The sequence below is a fragment of the Acidithiobacillus marinus genome (genome assembly GCF_002847505.1).
In the GTDB taxonomy this organism is placed as follows: Bacteria; Pseudomonadota; Gammaproteobacteria; order Acidithiobacillales; family Acidithiobacillaceae; genus Acidithiobacillus; species Acidithiobacillus marinus.
On sequence record NZ_MXAV01000006.1, the window covers coordinates 38,744 to 60,971 of the forward strand.

General features: G+C 54.4%; 28 protein-coding genes. 25 read left to right on the top strand and 3 right to left on the bottom strand.

All coding sequences use genetic code 11. The features are described 5' to 3' along the window. Nucleotides 1–89: 89 nt before the first annotated feature. From topA to B1757_RS02360, 7 genes are all read left to right on the top strand, one after another. Nucleotides 90–2,222 carry a type I DNA topoisomerase gene (gene topA, locus B1757_RS02330; protein ID WP_101536846.1) on the top strand — a complete coding sequence of 711 codons (2,133 nt, stop codon included), beginning with the start codon at nucleotides 90–92 and terminating at the stop codon, nucleotides 2,220–2,222. A 67-nt stretch (nucleotides 2,223–2,289) separates the two neighbouring features. Further along, entirely contained in the window at nucleotides 2,290–2,547 is a 258-nt protein-coding gene (locus B1757_RS02335; protein ID WP_101536847.1) for a hypothetical protein, read from the top strand. Further along, nucleotides 2,547–2,828 carry a hypothetical protein gene (locus tag B1757_RS02340; protein WP_101536788.1) on the top strand — a complete coding sequence of 94 codons (282 nt, stop codon included), beginning with the start codon at nucleotides 2,547–2,549 and terminating at the stop codon, nucleotides 2,826–2,828. Before B1757_RS02335 ends, B1757_RS02340 begins: the two co-directional genes overlap by 1 nt. A 253-nt stretch (nucleotides 2,829–3,081) precedes the next feature. Then, nucleotides 3,082–3,288, top strand: coding sequence for a hypothetical protein (locus tag B1757_RS02345; RefSeq protein ID WP_101536789.1), 207 nt, complete (start codon nucleotides 3,082–3,084; stop codon nucleotides 3,286–3,288). A 5-nt stretch (nucleotides 3,289–3,293) separates the two neighbouring features. Beyond that, complete coding sequence (locus B1757_RS02350; RefSeq protein ID WP_101536790.1) at nucleotides 3,294–4,058, top strand: hypothetical protein; 765 nt, start codon at nucleotides 3,294–3,296, stop codon at nucleotides 4,056–4,058. After that, complete coding sequence (locus B1757_RS02355; RefSeq protein ID WP_101536791.1) at nucleotides 4,051–4,701, top strand: transglycosylase SLT domain-containing protein; 651 nt, start codon at nucleotides 4,051–4,053, stop codon at nucleotides 4,699–4,701. Before B1757_RS02350 ends, B1757_RS02355 begins: the two co-directional genes overlap by 8 nt. A gap of 127 nt (nucleotides 4,702–4,828) precedes the next feature. Further along, nucleotides 4,829–5,449, top strand: coding sequence for a hypothetical protein (locus B1757_RS02360; protein WP_101536792.1), 621 nt, complete (start codon nucleotides 4,829–4,831; stop codon nucleotides 5,447–5,449). Nucleotides 5,450–5,492: 43 nt separating this feature from the next. On the opposite strand, the gene B1757_RS02365 is transcribed toward B1757_RS02360, so the two are convergent. The 3 genes from B1757_RS02365 to B1757_RS02375 form a co-directional block, all read right to left on the bottom strand. Continuing rightward, nucleotides 5,493–5,810 carry a hypothetical protein gene (locus B1757_RS02365; protein ID WP_101536793.1) on the bottom strand — a complete coding sequence of 106 codons (318 nt, stop codon included), beginning with the start codon at nucleotides 5,808–5,810 and terminating at the stop codon, nucleotides 5,493–5,495. Beyond that, nucleotides 5,810–6,190: a hypothetical protein gene (locus B1757_RS02370; protein WP_101536794.1), complete on the bottom strand. Its 381-nt coding sequence runs from the start codon at nucleotides 6,188–6,190 to the stop codon at nucleotides 5,810–5,812. Before B1757_RS02370 ends, B1757_RS02365 begins: the two co-directional genes overlap by 1 nt. 113 nt (nucleotides 6,191–6,303) lie before the next feature. Then, complete coding sequence (locus tag B1757_RS02375) at nucleotides 6,304–7,230, bottom strand: AAA family ATPase (RefSeq protein WP_101536795.1); 927 nt, start codon at nucleotides 7,228–7,230, stop codon at nucleotides 6,304–6,306. A 128-nt stretch (nucleotides 7,231–7,358) separates the two neighbouring features. Here B1757_RS02375 and B1757_RS02380 point away from each other — a divergent pair, with 128 nt between their 5' ends. The 18 genes from B1757_RS02380 to lepB all read left to right on the top strand — a co-directional run bounded on the left by B1757_RS02380 (nucleotide 7,359) and on the right by lepB (nucleotide 22,219). Next, on the top strand, nucleotides 7,359–8,381 hold the full coding sequence (locus B1757_RS02380) for a hypothetical protein (RefSeq protein ID WP_101536796.1): 1,023 nt from the start codon (nucleotides 7,359–7,361) through the stop codon (nucleotides 8,379–8,381). Nucleotides 8,382–8,587: 206 nt separating this feature from the next. Continuing rightward, nucleotides 8,588–8,842: a hypothetical protein gene (locus tag B1757_RS02385; protein ID WP_101536797.1), complete on the top strand. Its 255-nt coding sequence runs from the start codon at nucleotides 8,588–8,590 to the stop codon at nucleotides 8,840–8,842. After that, a complete protein-coding gene (locus B1757_RS02390) occupies nucleotides 8,842–10,032 on the top strand; it encodes a hypothetical protein (RefSeq protein WP_101536798.1) in 1,191 nt (396 codons plus the stop codon). Before B1757_RS02385 ends, B1757_RS02390 begins: the two co-directional genes overlap by 1 nt. After that, nucleotides 10,029–10,367, top strand: a complete 339-nt coding sequence (locus tag B1757_RS02395) for a hypothetical protein (protein ID WP_253253662.1) — start codon at nucleotides 10,029–10,031, stop codon at nucleotides 10,365–10,367. Before B1757_RS02390 ends, B1757_RS02395 begins: the two co-directional genes overlap by 4 nt. Next, nucleotides 10,327–10,902 (top strand): hypothetical protein, encoded by a 576-nt coding sequence (locus tag B1757_RS14975; protein WP_143484189.1) that lies wholly within the window; start codon nucleotides 10,327–10,329, stop codon nucleotides 10,900–10,902. Before B1757_RS02395 ends, B1757_RS14975 begins: the two co-directional genes overlap by 41 nt. Nucleotides 10,903–10,904: 2 nt before the next feature. Next, nucleotides 10,905–11,216 carry a hypothetical protein gene (locus B1757_RS14980; RefSeq protein WP_143484190.1) on the top strand — a complete coding sequence of 104 codons (312 nt, stop codon included), beginning with the start codon at nucleotides 10,905–10,907 and terminating at the stop codon, nucleotides 11,214–11,216. Nucleotides 11,217–11,221: 5 nt separating this feature from the next. Continuing rightward, complete coding sequence (gene traL / locus B1757_RS02405) at nucleotides 11,222–11,491, top strand: type IV conjugative transfer system protein TraL (RefSeq protein WP_253253672.1); 270 nt, start codon at nucleotides 11,222–11,224, stop codon at nucleotides 11,489–11,491. Next, nucleotides 11,488–12,105 carry a type IV conjugative transfer system protein TraE gene (gene traE, locus B1757_RS02410; protein ID WP_101536801.1) on the top strand — a complete coding sequence of 206 codons (618 nt, stop codon included), beginning with the start codon at nucleotides 11,488–11,490 and terminating at the stop codon, nucleotides 12,103–12,105. The genes traL and traE overlap by 4 nt, the downstream gene beginning before the upstream one ends. Continuing rightward, nucleotides 12,102–13,277, top strand: a complete 1,176-nt coding sequence (locus B1757_RS02415; RefSeq protein WP_101536802.1) for a TraK domain-containing protein — start codon at nucleotides 12,102–12,104, stop codon at nucleotides 13,275–13,277. The genes traE and B1757_RS02415 overlap by 4 nt, the downstream gene beginning before the upstream one ends. Further along, nucleotides 13,268–14,833, top strand: coding sequence for a TraB/TrbI/VirB10 family type IV secretion system protein (locus tag B1757_RS02420; protein WP_101536803.1), 1,566 nt, complete (start codon nucleotides 13,268–13,270; stop codon nucleotides 14,831–14,833). Before B1757_RS02415 ends, B1757_RS02420 begins: the two co-directional genes overlap by 10 nt. After that, nucleotides 14,830–15,351: a type IV conjugative transfer system lipoprotein TraV gene (traV, locus tag B1757_RS02425; protein ID WP_101536804.1), complete on the top strand. Its 522-nt coding sequence runs from the start codon at nucleotides 14,830–14,832 to the stop codon at nucleotides 15,349–15,351. Before B1757_RS02420 ends, traV begins: the two co-directional genes overlap by 4 nt. Before the next feature lie 40 nt (nucleotides 15,352–15,391). After that, nucleotides 15,392–15,811 carry a conjugal transfer protein TraA gene (locus B1757_RS02430; RefSeq protein ID WP_101536805.1) on the top strand — a complete coding sequence of 140 codons (420 nt, stop codon included), beginning with the start codon at nucleotides 15,392–15,394 and terminating at the stop codon, nucleotides 15,809–15,811. After that, complete coding sequence (dsbG, locus tag B1757_RS02435; RefSeq protein WP_101536806.1) at nucleotides 15,812–16,642, top strand: thiol:disulfide interchange protein DsbG; 831 nt, start codon at nucleotides 15,812–15,814, stop codon at nucleotides 16,640–16,642. Nucleotides 16,643–16,645: 3 nt separating this feature from the next. Beyond that, nucleotides 16,646–17,848 (top strand): GspE/PulE family protein, encoded by a 1,203-nt coding sequence (locus B1757_RS02440; RefSeq protein WP_101536807.1) that lies wholly within the window; start codon nucleotides 16,646–16,648, stop codon nucleotides 17,846–17,848. Beyond that, nucleotides 17,835–18,539: a thioredoxin domain-containing protein gene (locus B1757_RS02445; protein WP_101536808.1), complete on the top strand. Its 705-nt coding sequence runs from the start codon at nucleotides 17,835–17,837 to the stop codon at nucleotides 18,537–18,539. The genes B1757_RS02440 and B1757_RS02445 overlap by 14 nt, the downstream gene beginning before the upstream one ends. Further along, the gene (gene traC / locus B1757_RS02450; RefSeq protein WP_101536809.1) at nucleotides 18,536–21,199 is read left to right on the top strand and encodes a type IV secretion system protein TraC; all 2,664 of its coding nucleotides are present in this window, start codon (nucleotides 18,536–18,538) and stop codon (nucleotides 21,197–21,199) included. Before B1757_RS02445 ends, traC begins: the two co-directional genes overlap by 4 nt. After that, nucleotides 21,184–21,693, top strand: coding sequence for a hypothetical protein (locus B1757_RS02455; protein ID WP_143484191.1), 510 nt, complete (start codon nucleotides 21,184–21,186; stop codon nucleotides 21,691–21,693). The genes traC and B1757_RS02455 overlap by 16 nt, the downstream gene beginning before the upstream one ends. Further along, the gene (gene lepB / locus B1757_RS02460) at nucleotides 21,686–22,219 is read left to right on the top strand and encodes a signal peptidase I (RefSeq protein WP_101536811.1); all 534 of its coding nucleotides are present in this window, start codon (nucleotides 21,686–21,688) and stop codon (nucleotides 22,217–22,219) included. Before B1757_RS02455 ends, lepB begins: the two co-directional genes overlap by 8 nt. Nucleotides 22,220–22,228: the final 9 nt, after the last annotated feature.

The window sequence follows — 22,228 nt, forward strand, 5'->3', positions numbered from 1 at the left end:
TTTTGTCATGGAATCCATTAAAATTCTGCCCCAGGTGAACGGGCAACTTCATGCTCGGTCATGCCCCAAACGATAAGGAAAACAACATCTTGAGCAACCTACTCATCGTCGAATCCCCCAAAAAAGCCCAGCATATCCGGCATATCCTGGGTGATGGCTGGAACGTGAAAGCCACCCTGGGGCATATCCGGGATCTCCCCCTCACCGGGGAAGCCGCTTATATCCGTCCCCCGGACTTCGCCATGCGCTATGAGATTCTGGATGCGAAACACCAAGAGATCGTGTCCGGACTGCGGGCTGCCGCATCGAGCGCCGATACCATCTTCATCGCCACTGACCCGGATCGGGAAGGCGAAGGCATTGCCTGGCATGTCTGCCAAGTCTTGAAGATCCATCCCAAAGAGGCGAAGCGGGTTTCCTATCAGGAAGTCACGGAAAGCGCGATCCGCAAGGCGCTGACCAAACCCCGGTCCGTCAATATGCGCCTGGTGGCCGCCCAGGAAGCGCGGCGGGCACTGGATCGGATGGTCGGCTGGGAAGTGTCGCCCATATTGAGCCGTGCTATTGGTGCCAAGGCCTCTGCCGGGCGGGTACAAAGCCCCGCATTGCGCCTGATCGTCGAGCGGGAACGGGCTATCCGGACATTCAAACCCACACCGTTCTATCAGGTCATCGCCCATCTGCCCGGAGAAAAAGGCAACTGGCGGGCGACTTGGCAGGACGGGACGAAAGAGGGCGAGTATTTTCAGGATCGCGGGTTCGCTCAGGCGCTGGCCGATGCGATTCCCACTCTGCCGCTGGTGGTATCCAAAGCGGAATCCAAACCGACGCGCAAATCGCCATCCCCCCCGTTCACGACCAGCTCCATGCAGATGGATGGCGCACGCGCCCTGAAAATCGGGGTGGATGACATCATGAAAGCGGCCCAGGCGCTCTTTGAGGCCGGAGCCATTACCTATCATCGCACGGACAGTCCCAATCTTTCCGAAGAGGGGGAAACCATGCTCAGATCCACGCTCCAGAAAATCGGTCTCCCCGTAGTGGAAACCCCCCGGCGCTGGAAAGCCAAGGGCGATGCCCAGGAAGCCCATGAAGCGATCCGGCCCACGAAGTCGGATCGGGAGAACGCCGGCGAAGACCGGAACCAGCAAGCACTCTATGACCTGATCCGCAAGCGGGCGCTGGCGAGCCAGATGCCGGATGCCATCTATCAGCAGACTTCCTGCACGCTGGATGGTGGACAGTTTCGGGAAAGAGCGGCCACGTTCCGTGCAGTCGGATCGGTCCTGACGGATCCTGGCTGGCAGGCGCTCTATCGGGAATCCGAAGAGGATGCGGAAGGGGATGGTGAAAAATCAGAAAAGGTCGCGGCCAACCCTGTGCCCAAACTGACTGTCGGCGACAAGCCCAAGGCCGAGTCCGGCGAGATGCTGGCCAAAAAGACCAAAGCGCCGCCCCGCTATACCGAATCCACGCTCATCAAGGCGCTGGAAGATCATGGCGTCGGCAGGCCATCCACCTATGCCAGCATCATCAAGGTGCTCTACGCCCGCGATTACATGAAGCGACGTGGCAAAGCGCCGGCGCTCTACGCTACGCCCCACGGGGAATCCGTGTCGGATGCGCTGCTGCCATTTGATTTTTCCGGGCTGGATTACACAAGGGCGATTGAGGACAGCCTGGATGCGATCACCCAGGGGCAGATGCCGCCCCGTGATTTGCTCAGTCAATCCTATACGGACCTAAAAAAAACGCTCGATGCCATGCCCGACGATCCCACAGCCCAGCCTTGTCCGGTAGAGGGCTGCGATGGGACGGTGACACGCCGGGAAAGCCGGAAAAAACCGGGGAGTTTCTTCTGGGTATGCTCGAATCGGGAGGCGCACAACCTGCTGACGGACAACAACGGGAATCCCGGAGAACCTTTCGGGGAAGCCGGGAAAGGTCAGGCCAACACCAATACCGATGGCCCTGCCTGCCCGAAGTGCGGGCATCCTACGGGGATGTATCAGACGGCCAAAGGACACGGTTACTTTCGCTGCAGTCAGGGACACGGCTCCTGGTGGAGCGATAACGGGGCTATCGGCAAGGCCTGGGAGACCCTACCAGCGGGTAAGGGCGGTAAAGGCGGTGCCGCGAAGTCCAGGACTGGATCCACGGCAAAAAGCCCGAAAAGAACCGGGAAAGCCGGAAAGAAAAGTCGTTCAACGATCATGGATTAAGTCTTCTCGCAGCACGGCGATGCGAGAAAATGCGACACATGCGCCGGAATACACAATGGAGATCATCATGCAGATAGATACGAAGTCCAGAAAAGCCATCGAAGATGTGATCAACCGCAGGGCGTCCATCGCCTCGATGCAGGAGCAACTGAAAGAGGACATCAAGGCCATTGCGGAATACCTAGACATCAAGCCCGCCAAACTGAACAAGATCATCAGTCTGGTCGAGAAAGAACGGGAATCCGGCGACGTGGTGGACGAAGAGCGCGATACGCTGGATACGGCGGCGGATCTGGCGGGGAAAACCTCGCAAGAGGATGCGTGATGGAAGAACGCCAATCATCGCCTGATGACCGCTTCGACGCTTTCAAAAAGCAGGTCCGCAAAGCCCGGCCAGATCTCACTTTTACGTTTAAGCGTGGGGAGTGCGGATTTGGTGGTACTTACAACCACGAAGCTCGATGGACGTTTCCTGGGGCGATTGGTGGCGGAAGCGTCATGTGGCTTTGCGGAACCAATGAGTTGTGTTGGGGCATTGACAGTCGTGATGGGGATGCCTGGATTGCTTTCGAGAGAAGCTGCGGGAGAGAGCCCCGATACACCTGAATTGTGCCTCTATTTTGGGCAGGATGTGATGCGGATGATTTGTCACCCTTTTGCAAACTTCTCAGCAGGGTTATCCACAGATTTTGGGGGTAAGTGATGGACTACGCGATTTCAGTACAGGCTGGGCAGCGCCAGGCTGGGAACGGCGCGTAGCCGATGGTTGAGGCATTGGCGCAACGTCTGGGGTTTTCCACCGTAAGGCTACAAGGCATTGACTTAGTTGGTACTTAAACATCGGATGGAGAAATCCTACATGGATAACATAATGATCTTCAAAATTCTTCTTGTCGTTTTTATAATTCTGTCCGGGGCTATTATTCGCTGGGTGGTCAAAAAGGACTTCGATAAGAACTGGGAAAGGACTGACGCTTTACGAAAAGAAAAAATAGCGATGGTACGGCGAACAAGGGAGGTATTGGATCAAATCGCCGAGCGTTCGTCGGATGAAGGGCAAAGGTAATTAAAATGGTGTCTTGGTGGTTGCAGGACGTTCCCCTGTTTCTCTTTTTGATTTGGGTTCTTTGGAAGGGTGACTCACTGCGGACGGTCGGGTTTCTGTCTGCCGTGAACTATTGGGTACAAAAAGAATATCACGATGGTGGCAGCATGATTTATGATGACCTAATAGTACGGTATCTGCAGGAAGTTTATGGTTCCAGGCCATCACAAACGCATAGAATCCTGCTGATCCTGGGGATCGGAGGCATCTTGTTGACAGCCACCATCCTTTTTGTCGGTCTCTGGCATGTTATTCATGGGCCTGTACCAGAATGGGCATGGTGGTCGGTATGGATTACCGCCATCAGTCTTTTACTGCTATTGCCGGTACTGCGCTGGACGCGATGGAGGTCGTACCCGCTACACGCTCGAAAAACTCACGCTGTGGGCCGAATCTTTGGCGGAACATTGGCGGCGCAAGCATGTGTTCAATCACTTCTGGACAGAATACCACGTGAGGGCAGTAAACTGTCGATTTGGGCATTCCCTTTAGCCTCTTCTGGGGCGGATCGTATCGTAAGGATCGCTTTCTGGGCCTGTATAGCTACTACCTATCTCCATTTCTTGGGGAATTGGACTGGATTTCTGACGGCAGTAGTGTCGCTTGTCGCGTTTTTTGCGTTGCCGAGCACCATCAGCGGTTTTCTCCTGGCTTTCGGGGAATGGCGGACAGTCCCCGACATGAATTACCCCGTGGCGATTTTTCTGGAGGAAATGTGGAAAAATGATTAAACCGCTCAAAAAGGGACTCGTCGGCGGCCTCAGCTATGCCGCACTGGGATTAGCCATCCTTGCCGGATGCCATGCAACGCTGGCACAGGAAAAATCCCAGGCGGAAGCGGCAAAGCAGGCCGCGCAACTGGTAAGAGCCACCCGGATCAAACGGATTACCCGGCTGGCAGGGCCATACGCCCGGCAGGTAGTGCTTTCTGCACGGCAGTTCCATGTGCGCCCGCTCTTGGTGGCATCGGTCCTGTATGTGGAAAACGGCGGGGACTATACCGGATCCGCGAGCAGGATCAGCAGCGCCGGGGCGATTGGCCCCATGCAGCTCATGCCGCTAACGGCACAGGTTCTCAGCGTGAATCCTGATGACGTGCGGCAGAACATCCGGGGCGGCACCCTGTTTCTGCATCGGATGCTGGATCGTTTTCACGGGAATGTCCGGTTGGCATTGCTGGCCTATAACGAAGGGCCGACTGCGGTGGCCAGCGGGAACATTTGTCCGCAGGCAGAGACTTATGCGCGGCGGGTGGCACGATGGATCCGAAGCGGCACAGACTGGGATCTGGCACCCCAAGGGCACTGGAAGTGCCCGCACGTTCCCGGACGTGCCCAGCGCCCGTCAGGGCGTGACCCGGCTCGAAGAGCCTGATACCGGCCCGTATGGGCCTGAACGGTCCCGGCGCAAGCCGGGAACCTGTACCCGCCCCGATAGGGGCTGTTAAAACCAATATCCTGCAGTTGTGGGGATCTGGGAGTTTGGATCAAAGGAGCACGACATGGGCGTACCAGTAGAAACACACGATACCCAGCATCACAAACGGATTTCACGGACACAACAGTATTTTAGTACCCGGCGGGAGTGGCTGTTACCGGACATATTGATCAACCCGATAGGCACCCTTGTCATCTGGGAAGATGGCTGGAAAACAGCCCCATGGCTGGAGAGTTTTATGCAAGCAGTCAGAGACATCATGGAATACGACGATCTGCGAACCATGATTTCACTACCTATCAGACAGAATGTGGCTGAATACTGGGATCTGGTCATGTTGACTTCCGGACTAAGCAATTACTTCGGGATACGCTCGAAACCTACACTTTGGCCGATGCAGCCCCCGGTATCCAGTATTCTGGCTATGGATCAGGTGGCTTGGCCCGGAAAAATAAAGCCGGAATTGTATATCGACTGCATTCCTGAAAGGATGATAGAGACATTGAAAATGGCAGTAGAGTTGCCGGAAAAAGTAATTTATTGGCGGCCTTCGCAAAAGAATATTCAGGCGATGGAATCTTTTGATGTGGTATGGAATGACGTTGAGACAGATTTGCTGGATTTTCCGGAAGTGAAATTCGCAGGGCAACCGGAGGATGTGATTGCCATTCTGGGCGGGAAATAGGACAAAGAAAAACCCTCAAGCCGAAGCATGAGGGTGGGGGTGGTTAGGTTTTTAGATGTTGGTAAAACATCTTTCTAAGACCTTTTCCTGCGCTCAGGAGGTCTTCCGTCGTCACAAACCGTTCTGATCTACCGTTGCGCATGGCAGCAAGGCTTTCCTCGTCTGGAGAGCTATCAGCAACAGGAGGATCCACCAAATCAAGGTAGAGGCGCGAAATAGCCATGGATAGCAGCCTTTGCTCAGTTTCCCAAGGATACTTGGCAGCAATGTCGGCAAGTCGCTCCTTCATGAAGCGGATTTCGCATTCGTTAAAACCACTTGTGACAAAATCCATAATACCTACTCCAGAAATCTTCTTCATCAATCATACTCCTCTTCTTTTAACAATCCAGCCGCCTTACATGACTTGAAGAAGCCATAGATCAGCTTTTGTGAAAAACGAATATTCCCACATTCCACGAACACATCAGCGGAAAGCCAAGCCATCTCAGAAACATCGAATCGCGTAGGCTTCTTTAGCTTGGCTTTCCGAATATCTTCTTGTCTGGAAACCAGCAACTCAGTTGGAAGAGGGCTGCTGTCAATATGGTTCGACGTGCCTATTGCTGCCAGAAACAAACCGCTATCCCTATCAACGCTCAGTACGAGACAGTAATGATTCATCTTCGTGGCATCCTTGATGACCTTTGCCGGAAAAGGCCCGTACACCACATCGCCCGGATCCATCCTTTCAATGTTCATAACTCTCCCTCTCGAAATCCGTTCCGGAGAATCAGCGGGTGGACAGGATGTATGGGAACATCAGACAAAGAAAAACCCCAGAGCCGAAGCTGTGGGGTGGGGGTGGATAGAAGTCAGAGCTGAACGCCCTGCGGTTGCTTGATGGTTTCCAGAATCTTCTGGACACCCAGCCTTTCGTCCGGTGACAGACCATCGGCGAACCCAAAGGAAATGGATTCCCATAAGGGATCCTCTTTTTTAGCGAATGTGCCCGAATCCAGGATGGTCCCGATCCGGCAAAGACCGCGAGTGGATAAAGCGGCGGATAGCTCCCCCGCTTCATGAGCGTTGCGGGTCTCTACGGCAAACTGGACCAGTATCGCTGCAATATCTTCGGGCACATTGGGACACTTTCGAGTCAGAATGTTTAACTCCTCAGTGGATTCTGGATAACCCACCTCCACAAACAAGAATCGGTCCAGGACAGCGGCATCCTGTACGTTGCGGGAGCGATACTGCCCGGTAGTGTCACCGCGACCATGGGTGTTGCCAGTAAAGGCGACCCGAAAATCGGGGTGAGGTTGAATCACATCCCCCGTTTCCGGGATAACCAGCGGAGACCCTTCCAGTACCCGGTTTAAGGTAATGGTCACGGACGGAGGAAGTGCGTCGCCCTCATCAAAGGTGATCCATTCCCCAAGCCGCATGGCGCGAACCAGCGGCCCTTCGATGAAAGCCGTTTTGCCTTCTTGCAAGCCGATGTAGCCCACAATATCGGCCTTTTCTGTTCGTGAGTTGCACGACAATGTAGTGCAGGCCTGACCAATGCGGGCAGCGACCTGCTCTACAAGACTGGTCTTGCCGGAACCGGCAGGGCCAGAAATGTAAATGCTGGTAGTCACGATCCCACCAGCCCAGGCCAGCATTTTCCGTAGAATATCCATGCGGAAAACGTAATCGAACACGGGGGAGGGTGTGCGTTCCCCCGATTTTTTTGCCGGGAATGCTTTGCCGGACAACTCTTTGATCCCAAATGCTGCGCCTAAGTCGATGGTGCTCATTTCATATCTCCTGGTGTGAGTGAATTCCAAACACCAGTGGGCGGACAGAAAGTATGGATAGGGGGGGAGCAGATTAAGGTTATAGTGTGCTAGGATTCACACATGAATTTTGTTAACCATCTTTTGCCATGATCAGAACCTATAAGTACAAGGCCTGGATTGAATCTCCAGAGGAAAAGGAGATTATCGAAGCTGCCCAGAGGGTGTATTACGAGTTTGAGCGGGCGGCCCAACTGGAAGAGTTGCCGGATGCCCGAAACCAGCTTTATGAAAGCCTTGCGGATCTGTGGACACCAAATCGGCAGGATCCTGCAAGATGGCTCCAGACAGAGCATCGCCGAATGATTCTGAGGCGAAAAAAAGGAAAACCCTTGAAAAGCCTGGAAGAACGGAAGGAATCCAGTGATAAAGGTGTGCTCTTCGGGGTTTTTCATACCAAGGCGGAGCAAAAAAGCTGGGATAACGTGCTGAAGCACACCCGGAAGAAAGAGGCGACTGTTCTGGTCACAACCCATCTCGTTGATGAGAAAAACGGAAAACCGGTCTATGAAGTAAAAATGCCGGTCTGGATGGATCGGAAAAAGGATCCGTTAAGATTCCGCTTTATCATGCACAGACCACCGCCTGAAAATGGAAAGGTGTACCGGTTTTTTCTGGTCGTCTGGCCAAAGATTTGCGCAGGAAAGCGGGTAGGATGCCGCTGGGAAATGGCCATGCGGGTAGAAATTCCCGACCCAGAGCAGAGGCATCCGCGACGAGTGGGAACCTGGCAACCACGATGGCATTTGAATCCCGACGGGAGCTTGCTGGTCGGAGAGCTTGAAATTGACTATCTGGACCGAACAACAAAAAGGATTCGGTACGAACTACCGGCAGGCGTCATCAGCCGGGCAAGAAAGGCCCATCACTTGTCGATAACCGGTGAGAATACGGAGATGTATCACCATTTTGTCAACTGGAGAAAGGATAAATACTTCAAGATTGCCAGAGACATCACGCATAGGGTGGATATGATCAAAATACTCAATGCGAATACCAACCTGGCCACACGGGACGATCAAGCGAGATACCGCGCTTTTGTTTCGTCTGGGCAGCTCTCCGCGATTATCGAAGCGACCTGCAAGCGAGAGGGGTTGCTCATCACGCGCTAACTCTGCGCTTGATTTGTTGCTTTCCACTTATTATAGTGTAATTATTATTGCTTCATCGAAGGGTTGTGATTGAAAGGTGATCGCCAGGAAATCCCCAAAAAAGCTCGGAGACATCATCGTTATGGGGTGGGATTGATACTATTGGGCGGGTTAAGTCTTGCTCTTGCGATGGGCCTTTTTTGGGTGCTTCAGACAGGAATACTCTATTGGTTCATGCTGTTGATCAAAAAAATTTAGACGATGAAGCCCGGCGGTTGGTAAGCCTTCCGCCCGCAGAGTTCGCCGGGTTCATGCTGACCATGCTGTTCAGCAAGGTACTGTATCCGAAAGGAGTCCGGGATATGACGGTGATCGTAAATGGTAGTGTAATAAACATTGGTGATAGCGAGCCGCTGGTGGCACTGAAAACAGCGAAAACAGCCCTGTCCGGTGAGATTGCACGCATCCAGAGGAAGTCTTGATGTTTGAAAAACTGAAAAGCAAATCGAAAGAGGCACCCGGATCAGGGGATGCAGTATCAGATATGTCCCAAAAGGACGCAGAACCCAAAAAACCTATTAACGGTATCATGGGTGGAAATACCAAGGTTAAGGCGAACAAAAAGAAACTGGTCTGGGGCAGTCTTGCCGTCCTGGTTGTGGCGATTTTGATTGCCAACAAGGTGGTGGTTGGGCATCACGAGAGTAATGCGGGAAATGCGCAGACCGAGAAAGCGGCGGCGCTGCCGAGCATGAGCGCCGGAGTGGTTGCGCATCCCGCAAAACATACAAATTCAACGATCCCCGCCATGCCCGCGAACGGCGGATTGGTGGCCGTGAAGCCGGAAAAAATGAACCCTGTCACATCGCCTGCCCCCGTTTCTGTGCAGGCCGTTCAAAGCATTTTAAGCGATGCCAGCAACAACACGGTGACGGTGGTTCAGGTGTGGCCGGGGCCGGGGCATCTGGATGGCGTCATTTACAAGGATGTCAACAACAACGAAGGGGTTGCATGGGTCAATCTCCATCGTGGTTTGGTATTGATCGGCACGCTGATTGGTCGTGACGGGAAGAATTACAATAACGCCGCACAGTTCAGCATGGCGGCGGATCAGGAACCCACACCGGAAACCGCTGCAACCATCAGTAATAAATCCAGTAATGAAACAAGCTCCGATTCAACAGATACGTTAATAGCCCTCAAGACACGCGGGGATGGATTTGTTGTGGGCTCAACCGGACCTGAGATCACGGTGTACATCGACCCCAATAGCGAAGCCAGTCACCGCCTCTATGATGCACTGCAATCCGCCGTGGATGCAGGAAAAGTCAGAGCCAGATATGTACTCGTAGCTCTCAAGAACAAGAGCAGCCTCACTAAAGCAGAACAGATCCTCTCTGCACCCAGTCCTGCAAAAGTCTTGAGTACGGATGAAAGACTGGGAAAGAAAAATGCCAGAAACACCTGGAGTGGCGGAATCAGAGGAGTACAGGGCAGTTTGTCGATGACGCAGATCGTGAACATGAACACGGCGCTGCTCGCTTCAGCCGGATATATCGGGGATCCCGTTGTGATCTGGTGCGACAAGGCGGGTAAAGCGCAGGTGGCGACCAATGACGGAGCTATCGGCGATTTGTCAGCAATCCTGTCAGCAGCAGGCACCTGCCATTGAAAAAACTCGTCGAGTTCTTTGCCGGAACGCTGGTGGCCTGCCTGGTGCTCTTTGTGGCCTGGGTGTTCCTGGCAGGAGCACCCGATGAACGCATTGATCGGGCGTGTAGGCCAGTTATATGGGTTGGCAAAGTGTTCAGTTCGGCATCCATGGCAGCAGATACGGACTACAGCGGAGGCATCAGCAGTGGATTCAGTAATTTCAACAAAGGATGTCAGTTGACCATCTGGGATTACTTCTATGCCCGGAAGTGGTGTGTCACACACCCCGGAAAACTGATACCTGGAGATCAATATGACCGTTGCCCTGTGGCGAATCATCAGGAGAACACTTAAATGGCGGCTGATCGTTCTGATCCTCGCGGTTGGTTTCGCCTGGCACACCTGGGAAAGCGCGTGGGTGCCTCATGCCATGCTGCCCTGCTATCAGGAGTTTTCTCACGATCCTTACAAGGAAGCCCTGGACTGGCAGATGAGCCATCCATTGTGGGCCGGCATCTATTCCGGGATGTCCTTGGGATTCTGGCCGTCAGGTTACGCAATCCCAAGCGGATGTACCTATGTGAACGAGGGAGCCGGTGTTCCGCCGTGGGCTTATACCGCTTTTGCGCACGCAGCGTTTCCGGCCTTCCGGCTGTACGCCACGGCGTCCACATTCTTCTTCGTGTGGCTGTATGGGGCGCTCTTGGGATGGGCCTTACGGCCTGCGCCGAGCTACAGCATGGGCTGGAAGCAGCGGCGGGAGGCGATGCCGGAAAAACCGGAGCAATCACCAAAAGCGCAGACATTCAGTTTGTCGGATACCGACCCCAGCCCAGACTCGGCAATAGCTGGCAGGGGAGCGTCGGAAAAAGAGGACTCGCCCGCGTGATCGTGCAGAAAAATCCCGCCGTCGTGCTTTCTCCTGAGCCAAATCTCTTGTGGTTGCAGGCTTATCCGCACGGGTATCCATCAAAGCCTTCACCGTCTGTTCACATGCCTGCGTCGGCCCATAAACAGAAAATCAATGCCCATCCTTTCCAGATTCCGAAAGCCTGGTTCGCGGAGGGGGGAAAACGTCAAGTTAAAACGGCCACTGCCAAACGCAACCCATGGCAGTGCAAACCCACGACCTTGCTTTGCGGCAAAAAGGGAACAGATTACTGGGCCTGCAAGAAAAACGGCCAGAAAGGGGGTTCGCATTGAAGACAGTGCATATACCCGGCCATGTGGATGATCAGCCCATGATTCTCTTTTGGGAAATGGACGAAGTGGCGGTCGGTGCCATGTTTTTCATCATTGGCTACATCATGCGGGAACTCACCATCTGTATTGTGCTGGCGTTCATCATGGTGAAGCTGTTTCAGGGTTGGAAAAATAATCAGCTCAACGGAGTGCTTATCCACATGAGCTACAAGTTCGGCTGGTGGCGGCTTAATGAGGTGTTCAAAAACGGCAATATCAAGGAGTGGATTGCGTGAACTTCAATCTCTTCCGTAAAAATGTCGATGAACTGTCCTCAAAGTCCAGAATCCTGGTGGGGGTGGTAGTGCTACTGAGCATCATCATTGCCATCGAAGGTTGGGTGATAGCGACGCAAAGCACGCGAGTCGTCATTGTTCCGCCCTATCTGAATAAACAGGTCAGAGTCGGATATGCCGATGCCGACAGTGCCTATTACGAGAGTTTTGGCCTCTATGTCGCCGAACTGGTCGGGAACCTGACGCCGGGAGACGCGAAATATGTGGCGGATGCACTGGGGAAGCTCTTTGGCGCAGGTAGTTATCAAAGCGTCAAAAGTAAGGTGATGACATCCGCCGAAGAGGAAAAAGCGGATAACGCGAATTTTACATTCAGCGCGAGAAAAACCATCTGGCAGTCGGCGAATAATACCGTCTTTGTTGAAGGCGTTTTGCACCAGATCAATTCGAGCGGCGAAACGGTAGAAAAGCTGCCCTACACCTTCCAGATGCAGGTGCATATTGAAGCTGGGCAACCGGTGTTGTCGAGTTTCGAGCCTTATCCCGGACCTGCACACACGATTGCATGGTTGATGAAAAACGCGCCCAAAGTAAAAGCAGGAGGCACTAATTGAAAAAATACCTGGTCGCAGCCGTGTTGAGCGCGATTCCTGTGATCGCGTGGGCGGGTGTTGTGCCTCCGCCCCCCGGGCAGGGCGCTCCTCAATCAGCCTTGGATTCCGGGGCCGTCATGGGGAAAAAAACACAGGCGGAGTACAACGAGTTCGTGGGGCAGAAAGCCTTTGCCCAAGGTGCGGATAATGGATCGGGGCAGTTTCATTTGCCGACCAGTCCGGTTTCCGGGGCGAATCCGGTCAGTCCGGCTTTTCGCGGGGTAGGGCGCATCCCGGAGAATGCGCCGCCGCCGCCGACGAGTGCAGCATTTGATGCGCATCCAGCGGTCACAGCAAACGCTGCCGCCCACATGCCGGCTCAAAATGTGCCTTATACCCCACCCCCAGCAGGGGCAACGCCTACTCAAATCCATCAGGCTGCCATGAACACGGCTGGATACAGCAGTGCCGGCGAGGTGCCTCACATGAGTTTCGCCCAGGCCAGAAAGGATAGTACGCCTGTAACGGGGAAAACAATTCGCGTGGAGAATGGGGTGACTTACGGCGTGCCTGTGTCTGGTGTGGCTCCCAATCTGTTTGTCACGCCTTTTCACCATCCCCAGGTCATCGTGGGTAACACCCGCTATGCCAAACGCTTTACCCACGGGAGAGACATTTTTATCGGCTCAACGATCAGTTTCCCGGTAGGAATATATATTACCGGTGAGAATCCGGAAGATCCGGTGGTATCGCTGACGCTCATTCCTGGAAAAACGCCCGCAAAAATCTATCATCTGGTGTTTCCTGGATTCGTGCCCAACCAGGCTCCTTCTGTCCCAGATCATTCTGCTTATGCCAGCCAAATGGTGGCACTTATGCGGGATGTGGTCATGAATCAGGTACCGGAAGACTATCGGCAGTCGCATAGAATCACGCCACTCAATGTCGCTATTCCATTGTCCTGGGCGGGTGAGAAACGCTGGGTCGGGAATCATGATCAGATCCTCGAATACCGGATCCAGAACAATCTCAGCCGGAAGGTCACGCTGACGGAAAACGATTTCTACAGCCGGGGTGTAGAGGCCGTATCTCTCTACCCGCATCACTTGCTGTATCCGGGTGAGAGCACGCGGCTTTATATGGTGGAAACCTTGCCGCCTTCCCGTCACGGCCTGGGGGATGTATGGCGCTGACACCCAAGGATCGACTGCGCCTCTGGTGGAAAACTCAGCCCCCCAAGCGCAAGCAGCAACTCAAATTTGCCGGACTCGCCGCCGGCGTGATGGGCGCGGTCATCGTGGGTTCGCAGCTTTCTGGAACGGGAAATAGTGCCGAGAAGGAGGCGCAGCTCAAGAAAGCCGAAGCGGTTAGCAATGAGGTTTATATCGAGCATCCCAAGTCCATGAGTCCGAAGGAAATGCAAAGCGAGATCTCGGCGCTCAGTCATCAGGTAAAAAATCTGGTGAAGCTCGATGAGGGAATGGCGGGACTCAAGGCTGATCAGATCAAGGATCTCAGCAATCATGTCAGCAAAAAACTACTGGCTCAGATAGCGAAAGAGCATGGCGTTCAGGTAAGCACGGATAATCCGAATGATGCGGCGCTCAAGGCGGATGTAGAGGCATTGCAAAATCAGATCTCGGAACTGCGCATGGAGCGGTCACAAGCCCCTTATCAGGCATTGACGCCAGCGCCGGTTTTTTATCCGGCGCAAGCGCCGCGTGTTTTAGGTTCGCAGCAAGCGGTGTCTTCGTCAGACACCACAAGCACAGCGCCTATTCCCGCAAACGGAGTGCCGAAAGCTCCTGAAGCTCCCAGCAAGACCGGATTTACGTTCCATCATGTCAGCAAGCTGAAACATATCAATCAGGCAGTGACAGTAAAAAGCCAGAAGGGAGTATATCTGCCTGCAGGAACCATCATGTCGGGGGTTCTGCTGACAGGTTTGCAGGCGGGAACCGGTCCACAGGCCCATTCCAATCCGCAGATCGTCGATATTCGCGTTAAACGGCGGGCTGTCCTGCCCAACGGGGTTCGAGCGAACTTCTCCAGTTGCTTCATCATCGCATCAGGATACGGGGATATGTCCACCCATCGAGTGTATCTGCGCTCAAATATGCTGTCCTGTGTGCGACGCAGGGGCGGCAAGGTGATTACCGCGCCGATCAAGGCGGAAGTCGAAAGCGGGGGTATCCTGGGGGTTCCGGGGAAGGTGATCTCTCATCAGGGGCCGGTCATCCTGAAGTCTCTGTTGGCCGGAATCTTCTCCGGCCTGGGCAATGCGGTTCAACCTACCAGCGTGCAGGGTTTGAATCTGAACCCGACCAGTGGTTCCCAGGCGGGTTTCCAAGCATTTAATCCAGCTTATATGGGCGAGAGTGCCTTGGCAGGCGGTATCAGTACACCCGCTGGCATGATTTCCAAGTTCTATCTACATGAGGCGGAATCGTTGCTGCCCACCATCCAGATCAATCCGGGGGTGGCGGTGGATCTTTTTCTGGTGTCCGGGGTGCGGATTCACACCAATGGTGAAACTCCAGGACAACTTGCTGAAGCCAGTTATGCTGCCGCGTCGTCGATGAATAATCAGGCTGTGCCACAACAGGCATCCGCACAGGATGCGGGAGAAACCTCACCATACGCCGGAAGCGGACAATCCTCTGCCGTGGCTGCAGCATTTCCGAATCGTCAGGCCGTGGAGCGCGAAGATCAGGGCGGACAACAACCTGAAGTAAGGGGGCAACCTTGAAATATCATCACTGGTTAATTTTGGGCGGGATCACGCTCCTTGCGGGATGCGCCGCCGCACACCCTTGCATCCATGGTAAAGGCGGGGTCTGCCTCAATGCCCGCACCATGTATGGCGTGACCAACCATCGGGATCAGGTCAATCCTGATAAAGAAACACTGCGCGAAGACGCGATGGCAAGAAAACTCTTGCGGGAGCCGCCGAGTCTCGCCGATCAAACGCCGAATCTGCATCCAAATACCGCTCCGACTTCGGGTTCGTCCGCACAGGCAACCGGATCGAGCAAAATTAGCACATCCAGCGCGGGTGTACCGGGTGAAACCCCCGGATCGTTGATGGCCCCACTGCAATATCCAAAGCCGCTGATTACGCAGCCGAGTGTATTGCGGGTATGGGTCGCACCCTACCGTGGTCCGGAAGGCAATCTGCATTTTCCGGGCGTGGTGTACTCCATTCTGCATCCGCAGCACTGGGATTTCGCAGCGGGATCCGCCCGCGTCCCAGTGCCCGTGGAATGAATGGGTTTTCGTTGGCTTCCGAGACTTTCAGGAGGAAAATATGGAAGCAGTCATGCAATCAACCGCTCTGCGGTATCAGTTGTTCATGGAAAAAATGAACAGCGTTCTCAGCAGTAAAAAGGTCGTGGTCACTGCCGCTTTGATGGTGGTTGCCGCTCTTGCCCTGATGATCCAGGCCCATGCCGGTACGGGGGGCACTTCCTTCTCTGCCGTGGCCACCAAGATCGAAGGCTGGGCGCAGGGTGATCTGGGACTCGCCATCGTTGCTGGCGGTCTGATCTTCGGTGTCGCCAGTATGGTCTTTACGGGCCGTGGAACGGTGCTGGCTATCGTCGTCGGTGGCGCTGTGGCGCTGTATTACGGTATCCCGGTCTTGATCAACATATTCGCCGCGACCGCTGGCGCGGGTGTGGCCAAGACCTTGATCGTCAGCGGCGCTCACGCGGCAGGCGTGCTCTAAATGCGGTCTGGACCAGCGCGGTCCCTGGTCGGCGGCCTGGCCGCCGGCCTGCTTCTCACCTCGTCCGCCTGGGCGATGGCGGGAACTGTGCCGCAAAGCTACCAGGCAGGTGCCAAAACAATTATGGCCATGAGCCATGGTCAGGCACAGATCATTCGGACATTTCCAGCGGTCGCGGATCTGAACGGCTATGCCGTCCAGCTTTCCCCCGGACACGCGCTGGTGATGTACACCTCCAAAGATGGCCAACACGTCTTCATGGGGGGCATCTTCAACAAGGCGGGGCAGAATCTTTCTGTCAGTTATGCCCACAAATATCTGCCCGCAAGCGATCTGCCGAAAAAGATCTCTCCGACGGAGATGGGCAAGGCGGTCACAAAGACCACGAATTTCCTGATAGGAAACCCTAAAGCACCCAAGCAGGTGTGGATGGTCGCTGACCCCAACTGCATTTTCTGCCATCTGACCTTTGAGCACCTGAAACCGGCAGTGAATACCGGGAAGCTCAAAATTCACCTGATCATTGTCGGGTTCCTCAAGCCCTCATCGGCACCCAAGGCGGAAACCATTCTGGCGTCGAAGGATCCCGCAAAGGCCTGGCGCTACGATGAGGCCCATTTCAATGTGCCGGAAGAAGAAGGCGGCATCGTGCCGCTCGCCAAAATCCCGGCCAGTGATGTCCGGGCCGTGAAAGCCAATAACACCTGGATGAACCAGCATGGCATCAACGGCACCCCGTTCCTGGTGTATAAAAACACCCAGGGGCACTGGGCCATCAATCCGGGGATGCCGGAGAATACGGCGGCATTCCTGAAAGGGATTCAGGGGTAGTTTGTGGCGCAGGAATCCCATGCCTTCATTTCCACCAGCGACCGGGATGGCTCGGTCGTTCATCTGTTGAATGATCTGTTTTATCAGGCGGCAGAGGAGGGATGGTCAGATCTGCATTTTGAAACAGAATTGGACCAGTCGATGCGGATTCGCTCCCGGATTCTGGGGCGGCTCACTACACTGGAAACCGTCAAACCCCACGAAGGCATTCTGATCCTGGCCAAATTGCGGTACCGCTCCAAACTCGCCGTGGACGAAACACGCAAAGAGCAGGACGGGCGATTTGTGCAGGAGATTGAAGGTCGGCGGGTGGAAATCCGTTTGAACATTGTACCGACCGTGAATGGTGTGTCTGCCGTTTGTCGTTTGCTGGACTCCAAAAACGCTGGGATGCCCATTGAAAATCTCGGTATGCCACCAGAGGTGGAATCTCTGTATCGCTGGGCCTTGCAACAGAAAGAAGGCGCGATCATTGCCGGAGGACCAACCGGATCCGGTAAAACCACGACTCTTTATGCCGGGATCGGCGCTATCAGCCGTCCCGACAACAAATTCATTACTGCTGAAGATCCGGTGGAGTTCGTGCTTCCCGGTATTCAGCAGATCCCCGTAGGATCGGGGACAGGGCGAACCTTCGCCAGCGCGATTCGCGCCATGATGCGCCAGGATCCCGACGACATTCTCATTGGCGAAATCCGCGACGAAGAGACCGCGCAAATGGCCGCTCGCGCCGCCATTACCGGACACAAGGTTCTGGCTTCTATCCATGCCAATTCCGCCAATGGAGTGTTTTCCCGATTGCAGGATCTGGGTCTGCCAATACATCTAATGAAAGCCGCTATACGGGTCGTTTTTGCGCAGCGCATCATCAAGTGTGTTTGTCCGCATTGTGCCCAACCGCAGCCTGTGCAATATCCGGAGATGCTGCAGGATAGCGGGTTGCCGATTCCTGATTCGGAAATGATTGGAGCGGGATGTGAACATTGCCGGGGTAATCCCGGATATGCTTCCCGGCGCGTTTTGTTTGAAGCAATCAAATACGACCAGGCGTACCGTGACGCGCTGGGGGACCAGGAAGCCATGCTTGCCGCTGCTCAAAAGCAGCCGCAATTCGCGCCGCTGACCACCTGGGGAGCGCGACTGGTGCATGAAGGTGTCACCAATAGCAAAGCCTTGTTTGAGGGTCTTTCTGATGTCAGCGACTAAACCTGTTCTGCTTTCGGCGCTCCTGGTGGCGGCGATGGGTATAACGCCCGCTTGGGCCATGGATGGCTTGGGAGGGGGGATGCCTGATTTGGGTATGGGCGGTGCTCAGAACAATACGATGCCCCACTTTCAACCATACCGCACCGTAGATCTTGCGGGGATGCACAACGCCGTTATCGAGGCTCTGGTTTATGAGTGCCCTTTTTGTCGGGCGCTGAACCGGGAAATTCTGCGGTGGTCGCGCACTCTGCCGGCGAGTGTGCATTTTGAACAGATGCCCGCCGCTGTCGGGAAGTCGTGGATTCCCATGACCCGCGCTTTTTTTACGGTGGAAGGCTATAACCCCGCCTTGCTTCCGAAATTTGATGACGCAGCTTTTGCCGAAGTTCAGGATCGGCACTCGCCTTACTGGAGTCTCGATACTTATCAGATAGCCGCCGAAGATGTGGGTGTGCCTGCCAATATCTTTGAAATAGGCATTCATCTGAAACCCGTCACGGACATGGTGTTTCGTGATGTAAAAATCATGGCCAAGGCCCGCATTCGCAAAACCCCGTCGCTGATCATCTGCGGCCATTATGTGCTGAACCCCGGTGATGTGCAGGGCAATTATTCCGAGTTCTTCGAGATGGCCAACGCACTGGTTTCGCGCTGTATCACACAAAACAAACTGGGGAGCAGCATCCATTGAGTACGACCCTGAATGATCAACTGTATCGCCTGTTGGAGCGGCACAGCCTCGATACCCTTTTCCCATGGTACGCCTGGGACGAAAAACTGAAACTGGTTTTCATGGCACATGGATATATCGGCTGTGTGATGGCCTGTAATCTCTTTTCCGGGATGGATGACAGTATCACGGAAGAGCTGGAATCCGCCTGGGCCATGAACTTGCCGCCGGATACCTTTGTGCAAATTATTCAGATGAATATCCCGGATGTGCAGGATCAGTTGCTGACCTTCCAGGGGGCACGTTCCGCGATTGCGGAAGATCCAGGGCTCACGGGTAATCAGCGCAAGTTGATGGCGACGATTACTGACCAGACTGCCGCCTATTATGGGACGTTTCATGCTGCTGAAGCGCCGGTTTTCCGGGATTCCGGAGTACCGTTGACGGAATCCCAGGTCTTTATCGCCATCAAGATGCCAGTGGCGGAATTTCCGACCGATGAAGAGGTGCAAATGGTGCATGAGCGCATCACCTCTTTTCAGTCGAGCCTGAACAGTTTTAGCCCGGTTCGTCTATCCAGAGGACGCACGCTGGCCTTGTGGCGACGCTTCGTGCATATCCGGAGTGACTGGTTTGATGGGGTGGATGAAAACCAGCTCCTGCGCGATCAGATACTGGGTCCGGGAGATGGGGTGGATGATCGTTCAGATCTGTTTTCTATCCAGCATGGTGACGGTGAAAGCGATGTGATCAAAGTGCTTTCCGTAAAAGGGTTTACCCGACCGATCAATGCTGCTTCTACCAATTTCCTGATGGGAGATCCGTTAGGGAAGGGCGGGCAGATGCTCACCCCTGCTGCAGTCGTTCTTACGCTGCGATTGCCGGATCAGGTCAAGAAACGGAATGAACTGAACAGCAAGCAGGTCATTACCAATATGCAGGCACGCGGCAGGATGGCCAAGTGGTCGCCGCGCCTCGGAATGCGTAAAGAGGGGATCGACTTTCTGATTCACGCACTGGACAGCGGCGATCATGCGGTAGAGATGAACGTCACCGGCATTATCTGGGGGAAGACGAAGGAAGAGGCGGATAAGGCGGCCAAAGGGTTTGTTTCACAAGCCGCCAAAGCGGGATTTACCTTTCTGGAAGATAATTTTCTGGCATTACCCATGTTTCTGAACGCCTTACCGCTTTTTCCGGACGAGCAGAGCTTGTTCATGACGAAGCGAATGCTTTCGGGCACCACCAGTCAGGCGGCAGTCTGTGCGCCGTTGCTGGTGGACTGGACGGGCAACATCCAGGGGAACCAACGCATGACCGTTCCAGGGGCGGGCACCGTTTTCGTCACCCGCCGTGGGCACCTGCTCCTCTTTGATCTGTATGCTTCGGAATCCGGGTTTAACTTCGTTCTGGCGGGGCGTACCCGTTCGGGCAAGTCTGTGACGGCTCAACAGCTCCTACTGGACCAGTTGAGCCTAGGCGCACAGGTCTGGGCGATTGAAATAGGCCGGTCCTTTGAAAAACTCTGTACGGTTTTTCAAGGGGATCATATAGATCTGCGCCCGGATATGGATATTGGTCTGAATCCATTTTCCGTCGTGGAAAATCTGCATGACGAAATGGATGAATTGGTCGGTATATTAGGGACAATGATTTCACCGAAAGGCGAACTCAGCGACCGGGATCTGAATATCATTGAGCTGGCCATTGAATCCATTTTCGGCAACATGGGTCAGGACGCCACCCCGACGCACATGGCGGAATATCTGGTAGCGCAGGATAACGACCCCCGCGCCATAGAAATGGGAAAAATGCTGCACCGCTTCACGGATCACGGCGCTTATGGGCACTGGTTCAATCAACCGATGAACGTGGACTTGCGGGGCCGGTTCGTCAATCTGGAATTGAAAGAACTCGAAAACCGTCATCACCTGCTCATGGTGGTCCTGATGCAGATGATGTTCGCCATCGGTCGAGAAATCGGACGTGGTGATGGTGGGGCGGGAGAGATTCGCAGAAGAGTGCTGTTTGTGGATGAGGCCAGCGTACTCTTGCAGATCCCGACAGCGGCCAAATTCCTGGAAGGATTATCACGCCGCGTGGCCAAGAATCGCGGATCCCTGGGGCTCGGACTGCAGGGACTCAGAGATCTGTATATGAACGATTATACCCGTGTCATAGCTTCCCAGACGGCGCATTTTCTGGTGATGAAACAGCATCGGGATGTGCTGGACCAGCTTGAAAATGATCGACTGTTTTCGGTCGGTGGATCTGCGTATGAAATGATGCGGAGCTTGCGAAAGACGGGTGAATACGCCGAGTGTTTTATTATGAGTGAAGACCAGATGGGTATTGGTCGTCTGAAACTCGACCCGTATCGACGGGTGCTGTTTGCGACGGATGGACCGGAAAAAGAGGAGGTAATCGCCGCCATGCGCAGCGGGGTTCCGCCGGATCAGGCGATCCGGGATTTTCTGGATCAGCAGAAAACCTATATCGCCACCCAGGAGTTGGCCGAAGAAGAAAAGGATCCTGAAGACGCTGACGATACTCACCTGGACTATCTCAAATCCATAAAGGAAGTTGAAGATCAGATGTTGAAAACGCAGCAGGAAGCAGAGAAACAAGCACAAAACACCGATACATCCGGCAGATCGAGGCGCAAATGGAAGATATTTTGAAAGATTCTCCCAAAGAAACAGTTCCGAAGATCGAGCAGTCAGAGAGGGCAACATCGTCCGCCCCGGAACCGCCGACCAAGCCGACATTCCGGGAGCGTTATGCGTATCCACTTATGCTGGTGGTGGGCGTGCTGGCGGCTGGTGGCATCTCTTTCCTGGTCCAGTCGGGAATGCTTACCTGGAATGGCGGACACCAGAGTGCGACATCAGACGGTCCCCGCATGGTGCGCGTGGTGTATATCAACACCGGGCAAATCATGGCCGATGTGCTCAAATCTCAAATGAATGGAACCCTGACCCGTCATCAGGCGGCGGAGATGGGCCATATTATCGGTTTGACGGTTCAGGAAATCGCATCCGGATACGCAAAACAGGGAGACATCGTGTTATCCCGCAACGTGCTGGCGGCTCCGGAATCCAACAATATGACCGCAGATGCGCTGGCTGTAGTGAAAGCACGTCTGGCCCAGCGGTTCGGGCAAACCGATGACTAATACCGGCCTGACACTGCGCTCCAAAATGGTGCTGATTCTGGGGTTGGGAGCTTTGGCAGTGGTGGTAGGGGTATTGGTGCGGCCAGCCATCGCCATGCACTACGGGTTGTCCATGGACCCGCAGTATCAGTCCTGTCTGCCCTGGTCGAACTTTCTGGTGGAGTATGGGCCAACACAACCGCTACCGGGAGAGTTGGTCCTGTTTCATGATCGGAAAGTAGACGCCATTTCTGGAGGGAAACCGATTGAAGTGGTCAAGATGGTGGCGGGTGTGCCTGGGGATCGCGTCAAAATCACGGCGAACAGCATCTGGATCGCCGGCCCTCATGGGCCGTATCGCTACTGGGGCAAAAGATGGTTGATGCCTTGGGTGAGGTATAAGCATCTGCATGTTCTGCCGCCTGAGACAATGGTTATTCCCAAGGGCCACTATCTGCTCATGGGTAACACGCCGGGTTCCTATGATGGGCGCTACTGGGGACTGGTTCCTGCAAAGAACATTACTGGTCGTGCCTGGGCTTTATAGTTTAACAGA